The following is a 17,298-nucleotide window of genomic DNA, read 5'->3' on the forward strand; positions in this document are numbered from 1 at the left end:
GTCTTCCCCTTACCCGTAACGCCCGGTGATATAGTCCTTCGTCCGTTCCTCGCGCGGATTGGTGAAGATATCCGAAGTCTTGCCGTATTCGACGATCTTGCCAAGGTGGAAGAACGCCGTACGCTGCGATACGCGCGCGGCCTGCTGCATCGAGTGGGTGACGATGACGATGGCGTAGCGGCCGCGCAGTTCGTCGATCAGTTCCTCGATGCGCGCCGTGGCGATGGGGTCAAGCGCCGAGCAGGGTTCGTCCATCAGGATCACTTCGGGGTCCACCGCGATGGCGCGGGCGATGCACAGGCGCTGCTGCTGGCCACCGGAAAGCGCGGTGCCGCTGTCGTTCAGGCGATCCTTGACCTCGTCCCACAGGCCGGCCCGGCGCAGCGACTGCTCGACGATTTCGTCAAGTTCCGCCTTGCTGCCGGTGATGCCGTGGATCTTTGGGCCGTAGGCGATGTTCTCGTAGATCGACTTGGGGAAGGGGTTCGGCTTCTGGAACACCATGCCGACGCGCGCGCGGAGCTGCACCACGTCCATTCCCGACTTGTAGATGTCCTCGCCGTCGAGCAGGATGTCGCCTTCGACCCGTGCGCTGGCGATAGTGTCGTTCATCCGGTTGAGCGTGCGCAGGAAGGTTGATTTGCCGCAGCCCGAGGGGCCGATGAACGCGGTGACATAGCGCTGCGGGATCTCGATCGAGACGTCGTCAATCGCGCGCTTTTCGCCGTAGAACACCGAGACGTTCTTCGCGCTCATCTTCGACGGTGCGTCGAAGTAAGGCTTGTCGTCCTGCTTCACTGCAGTCTGGATCGCTTCAGCGTTCATTTTACCACCGCTTTTCGAAACGGTTGCGCAGGTAGATCGCAAGGCCGTTCATAAGGAGAAGGAAGACAAGCAGGACGACGATCGCGGCGCTGGTGCGCTCGACGAAGCCACGGTCAATCTCGTCGGACCACAGGAAGATCTGCACCGGCAGCACCGAAGACGGCGCGGTGAAGCCCGAGGGCGGACTGGCCACGAATGCGCGCATGCCAATCATCAGCAGCGGCGCGGTCTCGCCCAGCGCACGGGCCATCCCGATGATCGTACCGGTGAGGATGCCGGGCAGGGCAAGCGGCAGGACGTGGTTGAACACCACCTGCACCTTGCTCGCGCCGATCGCGAGCGCGGCATCATGGATAGAGGGCGGGACGGCCTTGATCGCGTTGCGACCCGAGATGACGATGACCGGCATGGTCATCAGCGCCAGCGTCATACCGCCGATCAGCGGGGCAGAGCGATAGTGCGGGAAGAGCGCGAGGAACACGGCGAGGCCAAGCAGACCGAATATGATCGAGGGCACGGCAGCGAGGTTGTTGATCGAAATCTCGATCCACTCCGTCCAACGGTTCTTCGGCGCATATTCTTCAAGATAAAGCGCCGAAAGCACGCCGACCGGGAAGGCCAGGATCAGCGTGATGAACATCGTCAGGATCGAGCCCTTGAGGGCGCCCCAGATGCCCACCGATTGCGGGCTTGTGGCATCCGACCGGCTGAGGAAGCCCTTGTCGAACGTGCGGACCAGTTTGCCTTCCGATACGAGCCTCTTCGCAAGCTGCTGCATGGCCGGCTCGCCTTCGCCACGCTGTGCTGCGGCAAGGTCATCGCTGGCTGGAAGCGAGGCGCTGTAGGTGCCACCCAGCAAAGAGGGGTCCTCGACAATGGCAGTGGCCACTTCGCGCCAGGCTCCTTGTCCGACAAGGTCATCGGCTTCGGGGCCGAGCGCCGCCTTCGCGGCGCCCTCGACCACCTTTTCGAGTCCGGCAAGTTCGAGGCCGCCCATGGGATCAGGCTGGGCTAGGCGCTTGGCATCGATCTGCATCGCGCCGGCTAGCGGAACGTCAAAGCGCACCTCGCTGCGCTGGAAACCGGCAATGCCGGCAGAGCTCATGTTGATCAACAGGAATGCCAGCATCAGCGCCGAAAAGGCGACTGCGGCAAACCCGAGCCAGCGGAAGCGCCTGTCAGCGGCGCGGCGGCGCGCCAGCCCCTTGTCCATCAGCGCCCGCCTGCGCGCCTGCACGTTAGAAGTGGTCTCGGTCATTGCAGGCTCACTCATAGGCTTCGCGGTAGCGCTTCACCACGCGCAGTGCGATGAAGTTCAGCGTCAGGGTGACAAGGAACAGGACCATGCCAAGCGCGAACGCGGAAAGCGTTGCGGGATGGTCGAAGCTGCCTTCGCCGGTCAGCATGGCGACGATCTGGAACGTCACCGTGGTCATGCTTTCGAACGGGTTGGCGGTCAGGTTGGCCGAGGCGCCTGCGGCCATGACAACGATCATCGTCTCGCCAATGGCGCGGCTGACCGCGAGCATCACACCTGCGACGATGCCGGGCAGGGCGGCCGGGATCAGCACCTTGCGGATCGTTTCCGAAGTGGTCGCGCCCATTGCAAGGCTGCCGTCGCGCATAGCCTGCGGCACGGCGGCGATGGAGTCATCCGCCATCGAGGAGACGAAGGGGATGATCATCACGCCCATGACGAGGCCTGCCGCCACCGCGCTTTCGGTCGATGCGCTGGATATGCCGATGGCCTGCGCGGCGTCGCGCACCATCGGAGCAACGGTGAGTGCCGCGAAATAGCCGTAGACCACCGTCGGCACGCCCGCGAGGATCTCGAGCAGGGGCTTCAGCACCTTGCGCACGCCATTGCTGGCATATTGCGTGAGGAAGATCGCGCTCATCAAGCCGAGCGGGATAGCGACGATCATGGCGATGATCGCGCCGATGTAGATCGTGCCCCAGAACAGCGGAATCGCGCCGTAGTCGGCTCCATCCGGCGTGCCCGAACTCATCGGGTCTGGCGACCAGTGCGTGCCGAACAGGAAGTCCAGCGGCGAGACCATGCCGAAGAAGCGCACGGTCTCGAACACGAGGCTGACGATAATGCCGATCGTGGTGAGGATCGCCACCAGCGAGGCGATCAGCAGCAAGCCCATGACCGCGCGTTCGACACGGGTGCGGGCGGTGAAATCGGGCTTGAGGCGCAGGAAAGCAAAGGCTCCGCCAGCAAACGCGACGAGGATCGTGACGACCAGGCCGATCGAATCATAAAACGTGATGGCTTCGCGGTATGGGGCGATGAGGCCCTGCGCTTCTTCATTGAAGACGCCGAAGGCCCGCCCTTCGGCAACGGCGCGGGCTTCAGCCAGCATCGTCTCGCGCTCGAAGCCGAAGCCCGGCAGCAGTGATGCAGCAGGGTCGGCCATGACCTGGCTGGTGATCAGCATCGGGCTGATCGCGTTCCACAGCACGGCGAAGAGCAGGGCTGGGACGCCGATCCAAAGGGCGACGTACCAGCCGTGAAAGTTGGGCAAGGAATGTAGGCGGACGCCGGGCGCAGACTTGCGGAACGCCCAGGCGCGGGAGCGTGCCGCCAGCCAACCGAACAGGCTCAGCCCGAAGGCGAGCAAAAGCAGGATGGATGGCGACATGACCCCCGACTTACTCCAATTCTTACTTCAGCTGCGAACCATCAAGAACGGGAAGGTCGTTAACAGCCTTCGCGCTCCCCGCAAGCACATCGTCAGGTGCAACCACCATGCCGAGCTTGGCAAGTGCGCCATCCTTGCCCCAAAGCTTTGACCATTCGGTGACAAAGCCCTGCAGGCCAGGAATTGCCTTGAGGTGTGCCTTCTTGACGTAGATGTAGAGCGGACGCGCACCCGGATAACTGAAATCCGAGATCGTGGCATAGGTCGGCTCGACCCCCTTCATCGTCAGGCCCTTGATGCGGCCCTTGTTCTCTTCGAGATAGGAATAGCCGAAGATGCCGATGGCCTTCGGGTTCGCCTCGATCTTCTGGACGATCAGGTTGTCGTTCTCGCCCGCGTCGACATAGGCGCCATCGTCACGCACTTCGCTGCAGACCTTGTCGTGCTTTTCCTTGTCGCTGTCCTTGAGCGCCTTCATTTCGGCGTTCTCGTCGCAGCCCTTGGTCAGGATCAGTTCCTTGAGCGCGTCGCGCGTGCCGGAAGTCGACGGCGGGCCGTAGACGAGGATTGGCTCGTTAGGGAGCGACGGATTGACGTCCTTCCACGTCTTGGCGGTGTTGGGCTTGCCATAGGGGTTCTTGGCGAGCGCCTTGTAGACGTCTTCCGGGGTCAGCGCGATGCCGGGGCCGCCCTGCGCCTCGGCGAAGGCCACGCCGTCGAGACCAACCTGGATCTCGACGATGTCCTTGACGCCGTTCTTTTGGCAGTCCTCGAACTCGGACTTCTTCATGCGGCGCGAGGCGTTCTCGATGTCGGGGTGCTGGGCGCCGACGCCGGCGCAGAACAGCTTCATGCCCGCGCCCGTGCCGGTCGATTCGATGATCGGCGACTTCAGCGACGGATCGGACTTGGCGAGCGATTCGGCGACGGCCTTCGCAAAGGGGTAGACGGTGGACGAGCCGACCGCGCGAACCTGGTCGCGGGTGGCCGCTTCCTGGCTGCCGCAACCGGCAAGAGCAATTGCGCCGAGAGCGGCGGCGGAAAGCGAAATGGTGCGAATCATCGACATTTGTCCTGAGCCTTCATCCGTGTTGGCAAGGGCCCAATGCGACGGTTCCGTGACAGGTTTATGACAAGGCTGGAAACGCGCGGTCAATCTGCAGAAACATTCGCCGCTGGCGCAAGCGGGATGCGCACCGTGACGGTCGTGCCGACACCCAAGGTCGAAGCAATATCCAGCTTGCCGCGATGGCGTTCGACAATGTGCTTGACGATGGCGAGGCCGAGGCCGGTGCCCCCTGCCGCCCGGCTGCGGCCGGGATCGGTGCGATAGAAGCGGCGAGTCAGGTAGGGCAGATGATCGGGGTGGATGCCTTCGCCGCTGTCGGTCACGACGAGTTCGACCTCGCTGCCATGGACGGCAAGATCGACACTGACCGGCTGCGCCGGGTCGCCATATTTCAGGGCGTTGTCGATCAGGTTGCGGACAAGCTGATCGAGTTGCTGACGATCGCCAAGGACCACACCTTCGTCGGCACGCACCACGACACGGCCTTCGCCGATGGTCATGGCCGTTTCGCTGGCGATGCTGCCGACCATCTGGCCCAGATCGATGCGGTCGCGCGGAAGTTCGTGCTTTTCGGCTTCGATTCGCGAGAGCGACATCAAATCTTCGACGAGGCTCTGCAGTCGGCGAGCCTCGCGCAGCACGGTCGCGTGGAATCTGGCGGCCGTCGCTTCGTCCACCTTCGCGTCCGGGTCGGCCAGTGTTTCGATGTAACCGATGATCGAGGCGAGCGGCGTGCGCAGCTCGTGGCTGGCGTTCGCGACGAAATCGGTGTGCGAGCGGCTGATGTCCGCTTCGGCAGTGCGGTTGACCATCTCGATCAGCGAGAACCGCTCGTCGATCGGCACGCGGCTGACCTGCCAGATCGAACGTGCGCCGGTCAGCCCCCGAACCAGCGCTCGCCCTTGTGGCTTCTTGAGCAGGTCGATGGCCTCGGGGTGGCGTAGCGCGACGCGCGCGTCCTGCCCGACGATGTGTGCGCCCAGTTCCTCGCGCGCGGCGGCATTGGCGGCTGCAATGCGCTGTCCATCAAGCATGAGGACGGGAAGGCCGAAGGGCTCGACCAGTTCCACCATGGCCTGGCGTGACACGCTACCATCGTCGCGGTCGAGCGTTTGGACCACGGGCTCGGGGCGCGCCAGCCACAGTGTTGCCAGCCAGACGACCAGCACGGCGAGCGACATCCAGAAGCCTGCCCCGCCCAGAAACATGACGACGCTCGCGCACAGGGCGACGAAAATGCTGGGAAGTGGCAGCGACAAACCCTTCATCGAATCATGCCGTGTGGATTGTTGTTGCCCGCGAATCGCCGATCCATGTGTCGGCTTCGTTGCAGCGCGGATAGGCGAGAGCAGGCAGGGCGCGCAAGCGCGGGGCGTGGTAAGTCACAATTGGTCTGTGAGATGTGCCTGCTGAGGAACTTCAAAATTCAACCACAAACGGTGGTGACCCCTACGGGAATCGAACCCGTGTTTCAGCCGTGAGAGGGCCGCGTCCTGACCGCTAGACGAAGGGGCCATTCCGCTGGAAGGCCTTTGCGTTGCGCCGCCGCTTCACCTCCCGAAGGAGGGAAGCAAGTGGTGACCCCTACGGGAATCGAACCCGTGTTTCAGCCGTGAAAGGGCCGCGTCCTGACCGCTAGACGAAGGGGCCACTGGGCTTGCGCCGCTGGGCAGGTCCGCGCCTCTAAGGGGAGGATGGCGGGGCGTCAAGCGGCGAATTGCAGAAAAATTTCAGTCGGCGAATGCGGCGTCCTCCACATGGAGTTCTGCAGCGGGGCGGCTGCCCCAGTCGTCGATCTTTGCACGCCCGGCCAGCCAGAACTGTCGGCCCCGCGAACCGTGCAGCAATGCCTGGCCCATTTCGCTCTGCGCGGCGCGAAATGCGATCGCCTTGAACGAGTGGCCATCCGCGCCTGCCGCCACCATGCGCACATGATCGGTGCCGACCAGATCGCATTTCACGAGCCTTACGGGACCAACGGCGACACGCGGGCCGGGCCAGCCTATTCCGAAGGGGCCAGCAGCGTCGAGCGTTTCGACCAGCGAGGGACGCAAGCCGCCGGGCGCCAGCGACAGGTCCAGCAGCAACGATTGCGCGCCTCGCGCCCCCGTCACGTCGCGCGCGAGTCGCTCGTCCAGCCAGTCCGCCAGCGCATTGAGCCGCGCCGGATCGATCGTCAGCCCGCAAGCCATGGCATGGCCGCCGCCTGCGACGAGCAGCCCGGCCTCGCGCGCTGCTATCACTGCAGCGCCCAGGTCGACCCCGGCGATGGAGCGGCCCGAGCCTTTGCCCATGCCTGCCTCGTCAGCATCGAGAGCGATCACCAGCGAAGGCTTGCCGGTCTTTTCCTTTATTCGCCCCGCCACGATGCCGATGACGCCCGGATGCCAGCCGCGCCCGGCCAGAACCATGACGGCACGGTTATGCTGCGCCGCGATCTGTGCCTCTGCCGCTTCCTGCACTTCCTGTTCGATCGCGCGCCGTTCATCGTTGAGGCGGGACAGCTGCGCCGCAATCTCCCGAGCCTCATCGGGGTCCTGGGTGGTCAGCAGGCGCACGCCAAGCGTGGCTTCACCCACGCGGCCGCCGGCGTTGATTCGCGGGCCTAAGGCAAAGCCGAGGTCGCTGCATGTCGGCGCGCGCGACAGGCGGCTGGCGTCGATCAATGCGGAAAGACCGATGTTTTCCCGGCGAGCCATGATCTTGAGGCCTTGCGATACCAGCGCGCGGTTAAGGCCCTTGAGTTGAGCCACGTCTGCCACGGTGCCGAGTGCCACAAGGTCGAGCAGGCCCATGAGGTCCGGCGCCTTGCGGCTGTCGAAGTATCCGCGTCCGCGCAGTTCGCGGACCAGGGCCACGGCCAGGAGAAAGGCCACGCCTACGGCAGCGAGATGGCCATGGGCAGCAGCCTCGTCGCATTCGTCGAGGCGATTCGGGTTCACCAGCGCAGCAGCCCGCGGCAGCTCAGGCGAGCATTTGTGGTGGTCGACAACGATGACGTCGACCCCAGCCTGCGCTGCCGCGTCAAGGGCTTCATGCGCCATTGCGCCGCAATCGACGGTAACGATCAGCTGGCTGCCCTGCTGGGCGAGACGGACGAGCGCTTCGCCTGAGGGGCCATAGCCTTCGAGCAGCCGGTCCGGGATATAGTGGCCGGCGCTAACACCAAGATCGCGCAGCAGCAGGATCAGCAGTGCTGCGCTTGTTGCGCCGTCTACGTCGTAGTCCCCGTAGATCGTGATCTTCTCGTTGCGCAGGATGGCGTCGGCCAAGCGCCCCGCAGCTGCGTCCATGTCCCGAAACAGCGAAGGGTCGGGCAGGAAATCACGCAGGGTAGGGCGGCGATGACGTTCGAGATCGTCGGGGGAGACACCACGCGAAAGCAGCAATTGCGTGACAATGGCTTCGTCGCCGTCTCGGCCACTGCCGCTCTGCCCGAAATCCATGTTGCCGCCGCGCCAGCGCCAGGCCTGGCCCGAAAGGGATCGTGTAATCGCAGTGACTGGAATCATCCGTTTGCGCTATACCATGGCGCTCTCTGCGGAAAGGGGAAGGGAGTGTGCGGTGCCGCACCGGCCTGTACGAATCCCCGACGCATAAGGTCGCATCGAATCCGTGGCGGCAGTTCTCTGTCGCAAGTCCTTGAGGAGGATGCAGGAATGCGTGTGATAACCGGTTCTGTGATGGCAAGCGGACTGATGCTTGCGGGCGTTGCTGCGGGAGTGGTGGCGCAACAGGCAACCGCCCCCGTCGCCAGGTACGAGATGCGCGCCGAGACGATGTCCGGTTTTGGCGGTATGGGTGGCGGTGGCGGCGTCGGCGCGGCCATGGCGATGGCCATGGGAGGCTCACCAAAGGCGCAGCACATGCTCTGGCTCGATCTCGGAACATCGCGTGCCGCGGCAGATGGCAAGCCGAAAGCCGAGCATTTCATGCCGGCAGGCGCAAAGCTCGGGAAATCGGTCCTGCTCAAGACACCGGTGAGCAAACCTGTCGAGCCGGGAACGACCGATTTCCAGCGGCCCAAGGGCCGAATGCTGATCTTCTGGGGGTGCGGGGAACACGCGCCGAAGGGGCAGCCCGTCGTCATTGATTTCAGCAAGCTCGCCGCAGGGCAAGTCCCGCCGGGCCTCTGGACCACCACCGTTCCCGTCGACCGCTGGGTCTCGCCTTCGTCTTCGCGGACCTACGGCACGTGGCCCAGCGATGACGGCAAGTCCGCCAAGCCGGATTCGTCGCTATTGGGCGCGCACCGTATCGTATCGAACTATTCGCCGGAGCTGTCGTTCAGCCTGGCCAAGGACTTCATGAGCCCGCTCAATGCGTCGAACAGTGCAATGGGCAGCGGCGCCACTGTGCTGCGCTGGGGCGCAATTCCCGACGCTACGGGTTACTATGCCATGATCATCGGCGGAAAGCAGGCGCCCAAGGGGCAGGATATGATGGACATCGTCTGGTGGTCATCGAGCGCTGCGCGTCAATTCGGCGGCGGACTGTCGGACTGGCTGGCTCCGCAAATGGTGGCGAAAATGGTGGCTGACAAGACGGTCATGTCTCCGCAGACCACAACCTGCACCGTTCCTGCAGAGGTAAAAGCGGCGGCGCCCGACTACATGTTCGGCACGCTCCATGCCTATGGGCCGGAAGAATCCTTTGCCTATCCTCCCCGCCCGGCGGACCCGAAAGTCAAATGGGTGCCGGAATGGACCGCACGTATGCGCCATCGTTCCACCACGGGCTTCCTCGTTGGAGTCGAAGGCTTTGGTGGCGCGTCCGCTGCGAGCCAGCAGGAAGCGCCCAAGCCGCAATGCAAGCCCAAGAAGAAAGGGCTGGGCGGATTGCTCGGAGGCGCAATCGGCGGCGCCATCGGCGTGCCGACGTCTGGCGGGGATGGCTGCTGAGGGATGGCAGGTGGCCTCGCCATCATCTGGCACAGTCGCACCGGCACAGCACGGGCGATGGCCGAAGCTGCTGCCGGTGGGGCCGAAGCCGAAGGTGCCTGCCGACTGATCGAAGCAGAGTTTGCGGTGCCTGAGGACTTGCTCGAGGCGGCGGGCTACCTGTTTTGCTGCCCTGAAAACCTTGGTTCGATGACCGGAGAGATGAAGGCGTTCTTCGATCGCTGCTATTACCCACTGCTCGGCCGGATCGAAGGTCGAGCCTATTCGGCGATGGTTGCGGCCGGCACGGATGGAAGCGGCGCGGAGCGTCAGCTTGACCGAATCGTCACCGGTTGGAGGCTCAGGCGGGCGGCAGCAACGCTGATCGTCAAAACAGGCGCGCAGACTCCCGAAGAGATCCTTGGCACCAAGCGCGTGCCGGAGGCACTTTTGCAGGATTGTCGAAATCTGGGACGGGCCATGGCGGCCGGTCTGGCGTTGGGAGTTTTCTAAAGCTTTCGAGCTTATGGACCAAAACCAAGCTTTCCCGGATGCAGCGTGACTCGACGCATCCTGAGGACTGTGCAAATTGGGGCCGTGGCTGAAAGGTGGGCAAGTGGACGCGAGTGACCGGTCTGCAGTTTGCGCACCCCTTGCAGCACTTCTCTACCGGGCCGAAGCGCTGCCAGCTCTGGCTGATGTCCTGAATGGGTCCAAGCGCGGCTTCGGATATTCGGTATCGCATGCGCCCGATGCTTCGGAAGGCTGGGTTGAACTGCTAGCCAGCGGACTGACATTCGATCTGCACGGGCTGAAGGACGGGCCTTCCGCACCAGCATCACCCATCGCCACTACGATCGGCCTGTCCCAACCAGATATCGGCGAGATGCGCTGGCTTACGCTTGCTCCAGGGCCGCATCTCGCCGGTGCCGGCGGCCTCTTGCCGGTTATCCGAGTCGCGGCGATGCTTCTGATCGAGCTTGCGGAAATGAGCCAAGCGGAAGGGATTTCGTGGATTCCCGCCCATCTGGTTCTAAAACCGGGATTATTCGGGCAGGCCGTGCTGCCGTGGCTGGAGGGCGGACCTTTCCCGGCTCCGGCATTTGTCGCGATGCATCGACTGGATGATGGCTCCATGGCTTCCAGAGGGCTTAATCTATTGATGGGGCAGGAGTTTATACTGCAGCCAGGCAAATCCGAAGATGCTTCGCTGCTGGCTCGCACCGCCGTTCGGCTGGTTGACTGGCTGGTTGCGCACGGCCCCGTCCTGCAACCGACGCGGGCAATTCTTGCCGGAACGGGGGCAGTCAGTCTTGAGGCGCAATTCGGGAGTCCTATCCTTGCGCGGTGCGACTGAAACGGAACCAATCTCAACCTGAAAGGGCCTGTCTGCCGTTCGGCAGCGTCAACGTGCCTGGCCAGGCAGGATATTGCCCGGACCAGCAGCGTCATCACCTCGTTCCTCGTCAGGTCCTGAGCTTTCCGGCTTTCCGGAAAATGATCGACACGCTTGGCCACGATCGGCTCGGGGTTCACGACTTTCGCCGCAACGGACAACTGTTGCCGGGGTCCGAGCATGCCGCGCTGCGTGCCGGTCTGCCCCTCCATCGCGGCCCTCACCGTGCCTACAACGAACTGGTTATCGAGCGAATCGGGCAGATCGAGGCGGACTGGTCCCAAGCGCGACGCAAGGGGTCGGTGACGGCCGATTTCACGGCCCTGATGCGCTTTGACTTGCTGCAGCGTGCCTTGCGCCGACGCTTTCTCGATCCACGCAATTGGTCGCGCTTGCCGTTGAACACACGCGACCCGTCGCTCGATTTCAGCCATCTCGATGACATGGCCGAGCTGTTCTGGACAGATACTGCGGCCGTGCAGCGGGCGAACTAAACCTGCGTCAGCGCAGGAACGATGCAGAATTCTCCGTCAGTCTTGCCGCTGCCTCACGATATTCGCGCTCGAGACGGTCCACTCGGCTCGCGACCGGTTCTACAGCAGTGACGGCGCCGATGCCTTGGCCGGAACCCCAGATATCCTTCCAGGCCTTGGCGTCAGTATTGCCGCCCGATCCAAAATTCATCTTGCTCGGATCACTTTCGGGAAGGTTGTCAGGATCGAGCCCTGCGTTGACGATCGAAGAGCGCAGATAGTTGCCGTGCACGCCGGTGAAGAGGTTCGAGTAGACAATATCGTCCGCGCGGCTGTCCACGATGGCCTGCTTGTAGGCAGCATTGGCATTGGCTTCTTCGGTCGCAATCCAGGCAGAGCCGATGTAGGCAAAGTCAGCGCCGAGCGCCTGTGCGGCAAGCACCGAACGTCCATGGGCAATCGCGCCCGACAGTGCGACGAGGCCGTCGAACCACTCGCGGATTTCCTGCATCAGCGCGAACGGGGATTGCGCCCCTGCATGGCCGCCTGCGCCGGCGGCAACCGGGATGAGGCCATCTGCGCCCTTTTCGATTGCCTTGCGGGCGAAGCGATCATTGATCACATCGTGCAGGACAATGCCACCCCAGCCATGGGCCGCGTTGTAGACATCCTCTCGCGCGCCCAGCGACGTGATGAGCATCGGCACCTGCCACTTCGCACAGAGCGCCATGTCTTCGTCGAGGCGGTTGTTGGTCTTGTGGACGATCTGGTTCACGGCAAACGGGGCAGCCGGGCGGTCGGGGTTAGCGCGGTTGTGGGCGGCCAGCTCCTCGGTAATCTGATGCAGCCATTCGTCGAGCTGGCTGATCGGGCGCGCATTGAGCGACGGGAACGACCCAACGATGCCTGCCTTGCACTGGGCAATGACCAGCTCCGGGCAGGAGATGATGAACAGGGGCGATGCAATAACAGGCAAGCGCAGGTTAGCGAACAGCGGAGGCAAGGGCATTCGGCTCGTGTCCTTCAACGGAGGCTTAATCGAACGGTTAAAGTGCTAGGTGATGACAAGCCGCCTGTCTAGGGGAGCATGTCCTCAATGCCGTAGAAGCGGGCCGCAGTGCCGGCAAATAGCGCGCGCTTCTCGCTCTCGGGCGCGCCTTGGGCCAGCCGCTTGAAGGCGTTCCACAGCACGGTATAGCTGGCACCCCATTTGTCGACGGGGTAATTGCTCTCGAACATCGCACGCTCCGGGCCGAATGCCTCGATGCAGGTCTCGATGTAAGGGCGCCACATGCCGGCCAGCGTCTCCGAAGACAGCCCCGCCATGGGACCCTGTTCCGGCAATGCGCAGAACGACATGGCAAGGCCGCCAAGCTTGATCGAAACATTCGGGCATTCGGCAATCTGCCGGATCATGTTGCGCCAGCCATCGAAGCGTTCGTGCAGTTTGCCGTGATAGCTCGCCGTGCCAAGCGGTGTGCCGCAGTGATCGAGGCAGATCGGCTGGTCCGGAAAGGCGCGGGCAAGGCTGAGCACGTCACCCAGTTGCGGCTCCAGCAGCCAGGCATCGAAAGTGAGGCCAAGCTCGCCGAGATGGCGGAAGCCCTCACGGAACTTGTCCGAGAGATAGAGTTCCGGCGGCGCGTGGAACGGCGGACCTAGCACGTCCGAATTCGCGTCCCAGGCACCTTGGTGGCGGATGCCGCGAAAGCGCCCGTTTCCTGCCTGCATGAGCGCTTCGAGGACAGGGCGCGCGGCATCGCCCAATTGCAAGTCGGCGTGGCCGATGATGGCGGCACAAGGACGGAAGTCTCCATAGAGACCGCTCGCACCCTGTGCGGCGACGCCGTTGACGTACTCGACTTCGCCCACCGGCTTCATCGCCGGTTCGGCACTGGCGCGGTAGAAGGCACCACATTCCATGTAGACGGTGGCCACCACGTTGTGCCCACCACGCGCATCGGCCAGCAGTTGGTCGAACGTGTAATAGGCCGAATGCGTCAGCGTTTCGATGAAGGGATGGCGGGGTTGCGGAAACGCTGCGATCAGCGGGCGCAAGTCCCACAAATGGTGATGCGGATCGATGATTGGCAGTTCGGGTTCGAGAATCGCTTCGTCGGCCATGCTGTCCTGTCCCGTTGCGCGCCTCTTGCGGGCACGGACGGAACTATGGCGCAAGGATTGCTGCGAGCAAGCTGGTATTTAAGCGATCGGTTGAACGGGCGGCTGCAGAGGCCGCCCGTATAACGATCATGCTGCAGCGTTTGCTGCGCTCAGAACTGCACGAACCGATGCGGTCGCCACGTCCTCGTCGATGCCAACGCCCCAGATGGTGCGGCCATCGGTGGTCTTGCATTCGACATAGGCCGCCGCGCGGGCGTTACTGCCGGCGCCCATGGCGTGTTCCGAATAGTCGGTGATGTCGATGTCGACGCCGAATCCATCCTTGAGCGTGGCGACGACCGAAGAGATCAGGCCGTTGCCGCGGCCCGAGACCGACTGGACCTTGCCATCGACTTCGATCTTGCCAGCGAAGATGCGCGTGCCATCCGGGCCGCGCGCTTCCTCGTAGTCGACCAGTTGCAAGTGCTGTGGTGCATCAAGGCGATAGGCCTTGCGGAACACGCCCCAGATATCTGCCGCCTGGAGTTCGCGACCGAGTTCGTCGGCCAGTTCCTGGACATGGCGGGAGAAATGCGCCTGCATCTTCTTGGGCAGCTTCAGGCCCTGGTCCTGTTCCAGCACCCAGGCAAAGCCGCCCTTGCCGGATTGCGAATTGACGCGGATCACCGCTTCGTAGCTGCGGCCGAGGTCAGCCGGATCGATCGGCAGGTAGGGGATCGCCCAGAGCTCGTCATTGCGCTGTTCCTGCGCGGCGAAACCCTTCTTGATCGCATCCTGGTGGCTGCCGGAAAACGCGGTGAAGACCAGTTCGCCGCCATAGGGGTGGCGGGGATGGACAGGCAGCTGGTTGCAGTATTCGACCGTCTGGATCACTTCGTCGATGTCCGAGAAGTCCAGCTCAGGGTCTATCCCCTGCGTGTACATGTTGAGGCCAACGGTGACGAGGCAGCAGTTGCCGGTACGCTCGCCATTGCCGAACAGGCAGCCCTCCACGCGATCGGCCCCGGCCATCAGGCCAAGTTCGGCCGCTGCGACGCCAGTGCCGCGATCGTTGTGGGTGTGCAGGCTGATCACCGCTCGATCGCGGTTCGGCAGGTTGCGACAGAAGTACTCGATCTGGTCGGCATAGATGTTGGGCGTTGCCGCCTCGACCGTGGCCGGCAGATTGAGGATGATCGGCTTGTCCGTCGTCGGCTGGAGAATCTCCATCACCGCCTCGCAGCACTCGATGCTGAAATCGAGTTCGGCGGTCGAGAAGGTCTCCGGGCTGTATTCGAAGTGCCAGTCGGTCTGCGGGAAGCGTGCGGCCTGATCGCGCAGGTGCTTGGCTCCGGCGATGGCGATCTCGCGCACGTCCTCGCGGTCCATGCCGAAAACCACGTTGCGCCACAGCGGCGATACCGCGTTGTAGACGTGGACGATTGCCTGCTTGGCTCCGGCCAGGCTTTCGAACGAGGTCTTGATCAGGTCCTCGCGCGATTGAGTCAGGACCTGGACGAAAACGTCATCTGGAATGCGGCCGGCATCGACGAGGCCACGGATGAAATCATACTCGGTGGCCCCGGCAGAGGGGAAGCCGACCTCGATTTCCTTAAGGCCAACCTTCAGCAGGAGATCGAAGAAGCGGCTCTTCTTTTCCGCATCCATCGGATCGATCAGCGACTGGTTGCCGTCGCGCATGTCGGTAGATAGCCAGCGCGGCGCCTTGGTGATCGTCTGGCTGGGCCATTGGCGATTGGGCAGGTCAATCTGCGGGAACGGACGGTACTTGGCCGAAGGGTTCTTGAGCATGGTCATGAAGGTGCACTCGAATTTTCTGGATTTTGGCGGTTGTGCTTCTGATCCCCTGGGCGCCGTGCGCGCCGGGAGATCCCGCGCGTCAGCTCACGCCCAAGGGCGGATAAGTCGCAGGGTAAGGTCCAGTCGAGCGGTCATGCCACAAGCCTATGGTGAATCGTGGGCCACTTGTCCAGAATGAATGCAAGCAGACAGGGAGAGGAAGGCCATGAATATTGCGCCGTTCACCGTCGAGATACCGCAATCCGCGATCGCAGACCTGAATCGGCGCATCGACATGACGCGGTGGCCCGAGAAGGAAACCGTCGACGACTGGTCGCAAGGTGTGCCGCTTGCCGCCCTGCAGGACTTCGTTGCCTACTGGCGGCATGGCTACGATTGGTACGCCTGCCAGCAGATGCTGAACTACTGGGGCATGTTTGAAACCGAGATTGATGGCCTGAAGATCCGGTTCATCCATGTACGCTCGTCCAACGCAGGCGCGCGGCCGCTGCTCCTGACCCATGGCTGGCCCGGCTCGATCCTCGAGTTTCGCCGCTGCATTGCCCCGCTGACTGAGCCGGAGCAGCATGGCGGTTCGGTGCAGGATGCCTTTCATGTCGTGATACCCTGCCTGCCCGGCTACGGGTTCTCTGGCAAACCCGTGACCAAGGGCTGGAGCGTCCAGAAGATCGCGCAAGGCTGGGGTGAATTGATGAAGCGGCTGGGCTATGACCGGTGGCTGGCGCAAGGTGGCGACTGGGGCTCGGCCGTGACGACTGCGCTCGGCGTGCTGAAGGTCGAAGGGTGCGCCGGCATCCATCTCAACATGCCGATTGCAAGACCGCTGCCCGAGGATATGGCCGCGCCGCAGCCCGACGAGGTGAAGGCGCTCGAGCGTTTGCAACATTACCAGGACTGGGATTCAGGCTACTCCAAGCAGCAATCCACGCGTCCACAGACGGTCGGCTACGGACTGGTGGATTCGCCTGTCGGCCTCGCTGGCTGGATTTACGAGAAGATGTGGGCCTGGACCGACAATGCCGGGCGTGCCGAGGACGCCCTCAGCCGCGACGACATGCTCGACAATCTCATGCTTTATTGGCTGCCGGCTGCCGGGGCATCATCAGCCCGTCTCTACTGGGAGAGCTTTGGCAGCTTTGCCCCCGCGCAGATCGACATCCCGGTCGCTGCTACGGCGTTTCCGAGGGAAATCATCCCCGCCCCGCGCAAGTGGTTCGAGCGTACATGTTCGAATCTGGTCTATTGGGGCGAGCAGGAGAAGGGCGGGCACTTCGCTGCCTGGGAGCAGCCCGAAACTTTCGTGAAAGAGCTTCGGGCTGCGTTTTCGCTGATGCCTTGAGAGTTTACTTCTTTTCGAAGGCAACGGTGATATCGAGCTTCACTTCATCCGAGACGAACGGAAGGCCGTACTTGACGTTGAAGTCCGAACGCTTGAGCGTTGCCTTGCCGTGGAAGCCCAGCGTGGCTGCCTTGCTGAAGGGGTTGGTTCCAGCACCGGCAAACGTTGCGTCAATGGTTACCGGCTTCGTGACGCCATTAAGGGTCAGGTCGCCGGTGATCTTCGCGCTCATGCCATCGGCGCCAGGTGCAACACTGGTCGAAACGAACGTGGCGTCGGCAGGGGCTGCACCGAAAAAGTCGGCGGGCTTGCCGTCAGCTGCCGGCTTGAGCAGGTGGGCGGTAAGTCCGGTGCTGGCAGTCATGACCTTGCTGACCGGAATCTTGACCGAAACCTTCGCAGCGGCGGGATTGGCCGGGTCGATGTCAAGCGTGCCCGAAACGTCGCCGAACAGGCCGAAGTAGTCGTTGAAGCCGAAATGGCTCACGCGCCACCCTACCAGCGAGTGGCCGGCATCGGCAGTGTAGGAGCCAGCCACGACACGCGCCTTGTCGGCCTTGCCGGGAACTTCGGGCATCTGCGCAACCATCGGCGCAGCCGCAGCGGCGAGAGCTAGAGGAAGGGCAAGCATGAGGGCACGCGGCATACGCGAGAGCTTCGGCATCGGGATCTCCTTGGGGAGGATGAGGAGCACCTTGGTTGCCAAAGTGCTACGACCGAAGCAAGCAAAACTCCGGCTATCGT

General features: G+C 63.2%; 15 protein-coding genes and 2 tRNA genes. 5 read left to right on the forward strand and 12 right to left on the reverse strand.

The window, feature by feature from the left end; translation table 11 throughout:
• Positions 1-9: 9 nt before the first annotated feature.
• The 8 genes from pstB to recJ form a co-directional block, all read right to left on the reverse strand.
• Complete coding sequence (gene pstB / locus ACZ1JY_RS01855) at positions 10-825, reverse strand: phosphate ABC transporter ATP-binding protein PstB (RefSeq protein ID WP_062342130.1); 816 nt, start codon at positions 823-825, stop codon at positions 10-12.
• Between the two features lies 1 nt (position 826).
• Positions 827-2,083, reverse strand: a complete 1,257-nt coding sequence (gene pstA / locus ACZ1JY_RS01860; RefSeq protein ID WP_465130186.1) for a phosphate ABC transporter permease PstA — start codon at positions 2,081-2,083, stop codon at positions 827-829.
• Positions 2,084-2,090: 7 nt separating this feature from the next.
• Positions 2,091-3,473 carry a phosphate ABC transporter permease subunit PstC gene (gene pstC, locus ACZ1JY_RS01865; protein ID WP_168903202.1) on the reverse strand — a complete coding sequence of 461 codons (1,383 nt, stop codon included), beginning with the start codon at positions 3,471-3,473 and terminating at the stop codon, positions 2,091-2,093.
• Positions 3,474-3,495: 22 nt separating this feature from the next.
• Positions 3,496-4,536, reverse strand: coding sequence for a substrate-binding domain-containing protein (locus ACZ1JY_RS01870; protein WP_465130187.1), 1,041 nt, complete (start codon positions 4,534-4,536; stop codon positions 3,496-3,498).
• An 89-nt stretch (positions 4,537-4,625) separates the two neighbouring features.
• Positions 4,626-5,810, reverse strand: a complete 1,185-nt coding sequence (locus ACZ1JY_RS01875) for a sensor histidine kinase (protein WP_118074050.1) — start codon at positions 5,808-5,810, stop codon at positions 4,626-4,628.
• Positions 5,811-5,982: 172 nt separating this feature from the next.
• Positions 5,983-6,057 (reverse strand) — tRNA-Glu (locus ACZ1JY_RS01880).
• Positions 6,058-6,117: 60 nt separating this feature from the next.
• Positions 6,118-6,192 (reverse strand) — tRNA-Glu (locus ACZ1JY_RS01885).
• An 80-nt stretch (positions 6,193-6,272) separates the two neighbouring features.
• On the reverse strand, positions 6,273-8,054 hold the full coding sequence (gene recJ / locus ACZ1JY_RS01890; protein ID WP_465130188.1) for a single-stranded-DNA-specific exonuclease RecJ: 1,782 nt from the start codon (positions 8,052-8,054) through the stop codon (positions 6,273-6,275).
• Between the two features lie 147 nt (positions 8,055-8,201).
• Here recJ and ACZ1JY_RS01895 point away from each other — a divergent pair, with 147 nt between their 5' ends.
• From ACZ1JY_RS01895 to ACZ1JY_RS01910, 4 genes are all read left to right on the forward strand, one after another.
• Positions 8,202-9,443: a hypothetical protein gene (locus tag ACZ1JY_RS01895; protein ID WP_465130189.1), complete on the forward strand. Its 1,242-nt coding sequence runs from the start codon at positions 8,202-8,204 to the stop codon at positions 9,441-9,443.
• A gap of 3 nt (positions 9,444-9,446) precedes the next feature.
• Positions 9,447-9,935 (forward strand): flavodoxin family protein, encoded by a 489-nt coding sequence (locus tag ACZ1JY_RS01900; protein ID WP_465130190.1) that lies wholly within the window; start codon positions 9,447-9,449, stop codon positions 9,933-9,935.
• 103 nt (positions 9,936-10,038) lie between these two features.
• Complete coding sequence (locus ACZ1JY_RS01905) at positions 10,039-10,779, forward strand: hypothetical protein (RefSeq protein WP_465130191.1); 741 nt, start codon at positions 10,039-10,041, stop codon at positions 10,777-10,779.
• A 53-nt stretch (positions 10,780-10,832) separates the two neighbouring features.
• Positions 10,833-11,312 (forward strand): AHH domain-containing protein, encoded by a 480-nt coding sequence (locus tag ACZ1JY_RS01910; RefSeq protein ID WP_465130192.1) that lies wholly within the window; start codon positions 10,833-10,835, stop codon positions 11,310-11,312.
• Between the two features lie 7 nt (positions 11,313-11,319).
• Here ACZ1JY_RS01910 and ACZ1JY_RS01915 read toward each other — a convergent pair whose 3' ends face one another.
• The 3 genes from ACZ1JY_RS01915 to leuA form a co-directional block, all read right to left on the reverse strand.
• Positions 11,320-12,300 (reverse strand): NAD(P)H-dependent flavin oxidoreductase, encoded by a 981-nt coding sequence (locus ACZ1JY_RS01915; RefSeq protein WP_118074044.1) that lies wholly within the window; start codon positions 12,298-12,300, stop codon positions 11,320-11,322.
• Between the two features lie 68 nt (positions 12,301-12,368).
• On the reverse strand, positions 12,369-13,415 hold the full coding sequence (locus ACZ1JY_RS01920) for an amidohydrolase family protein (RefSeq protein ID WP_118074043.1): 1,047 nt from the start codon (positions 13,413-13,415) through the stop codon (positions 12,369-12,371).
• 126 nt (positions 13,416-13,541) lie between these two features.
• Positions 13,542-15,212, reverse strand: a complete 1,671-nt coding sequence (gene leuA, locus ACZ1JY_RS01925) for a 2-isopropylmalate synthase (protein WP_465130193.1) — start codon at positions 15,210-15,212, stop codon at positions 13,542-13,544.
• A gap of 208 nt (positions 15,213-15,420) precedes the next feature.
• Here leuA and ACZ1JY_RS01930 point away from each other — a divergent pair, with 208 nt between their 5' ends.
• A complete protein-coding gene (locus tag ACZ1JY_RS01930; RefSeq protein WP_465130194.1) occupies positions 15,421-16,554 on the forward strand; it encodes an epoxide hydrolase family protein in 1,134 nt (377 codons plus the stop codon).
• Positions 16,555-16,558: 4 nt separating this feature from the next.
• Here the strand turns inward: ACZ1JY_RS01930 and ACZ1JY_RS01935 are convergent, their stop codons facing one another.
• On the reverse strand, positions 16,559-17,218 hold the full coding sequence (locus ACZ1JY_RS01935; protein WP_118074793.1) for a YceI family protein: 660 nt from the start codon (positions 17,216-17,218) through the stop codon (positions 16,559-16,561).
• Positions 17,219-17,298 lie beyond the last annotated feature (80 nt).

The sequence above is a fragment of the Novosphingobium sp. BL-A-41-Hi4B-X5A genome, from assembly GCF_055521705.1.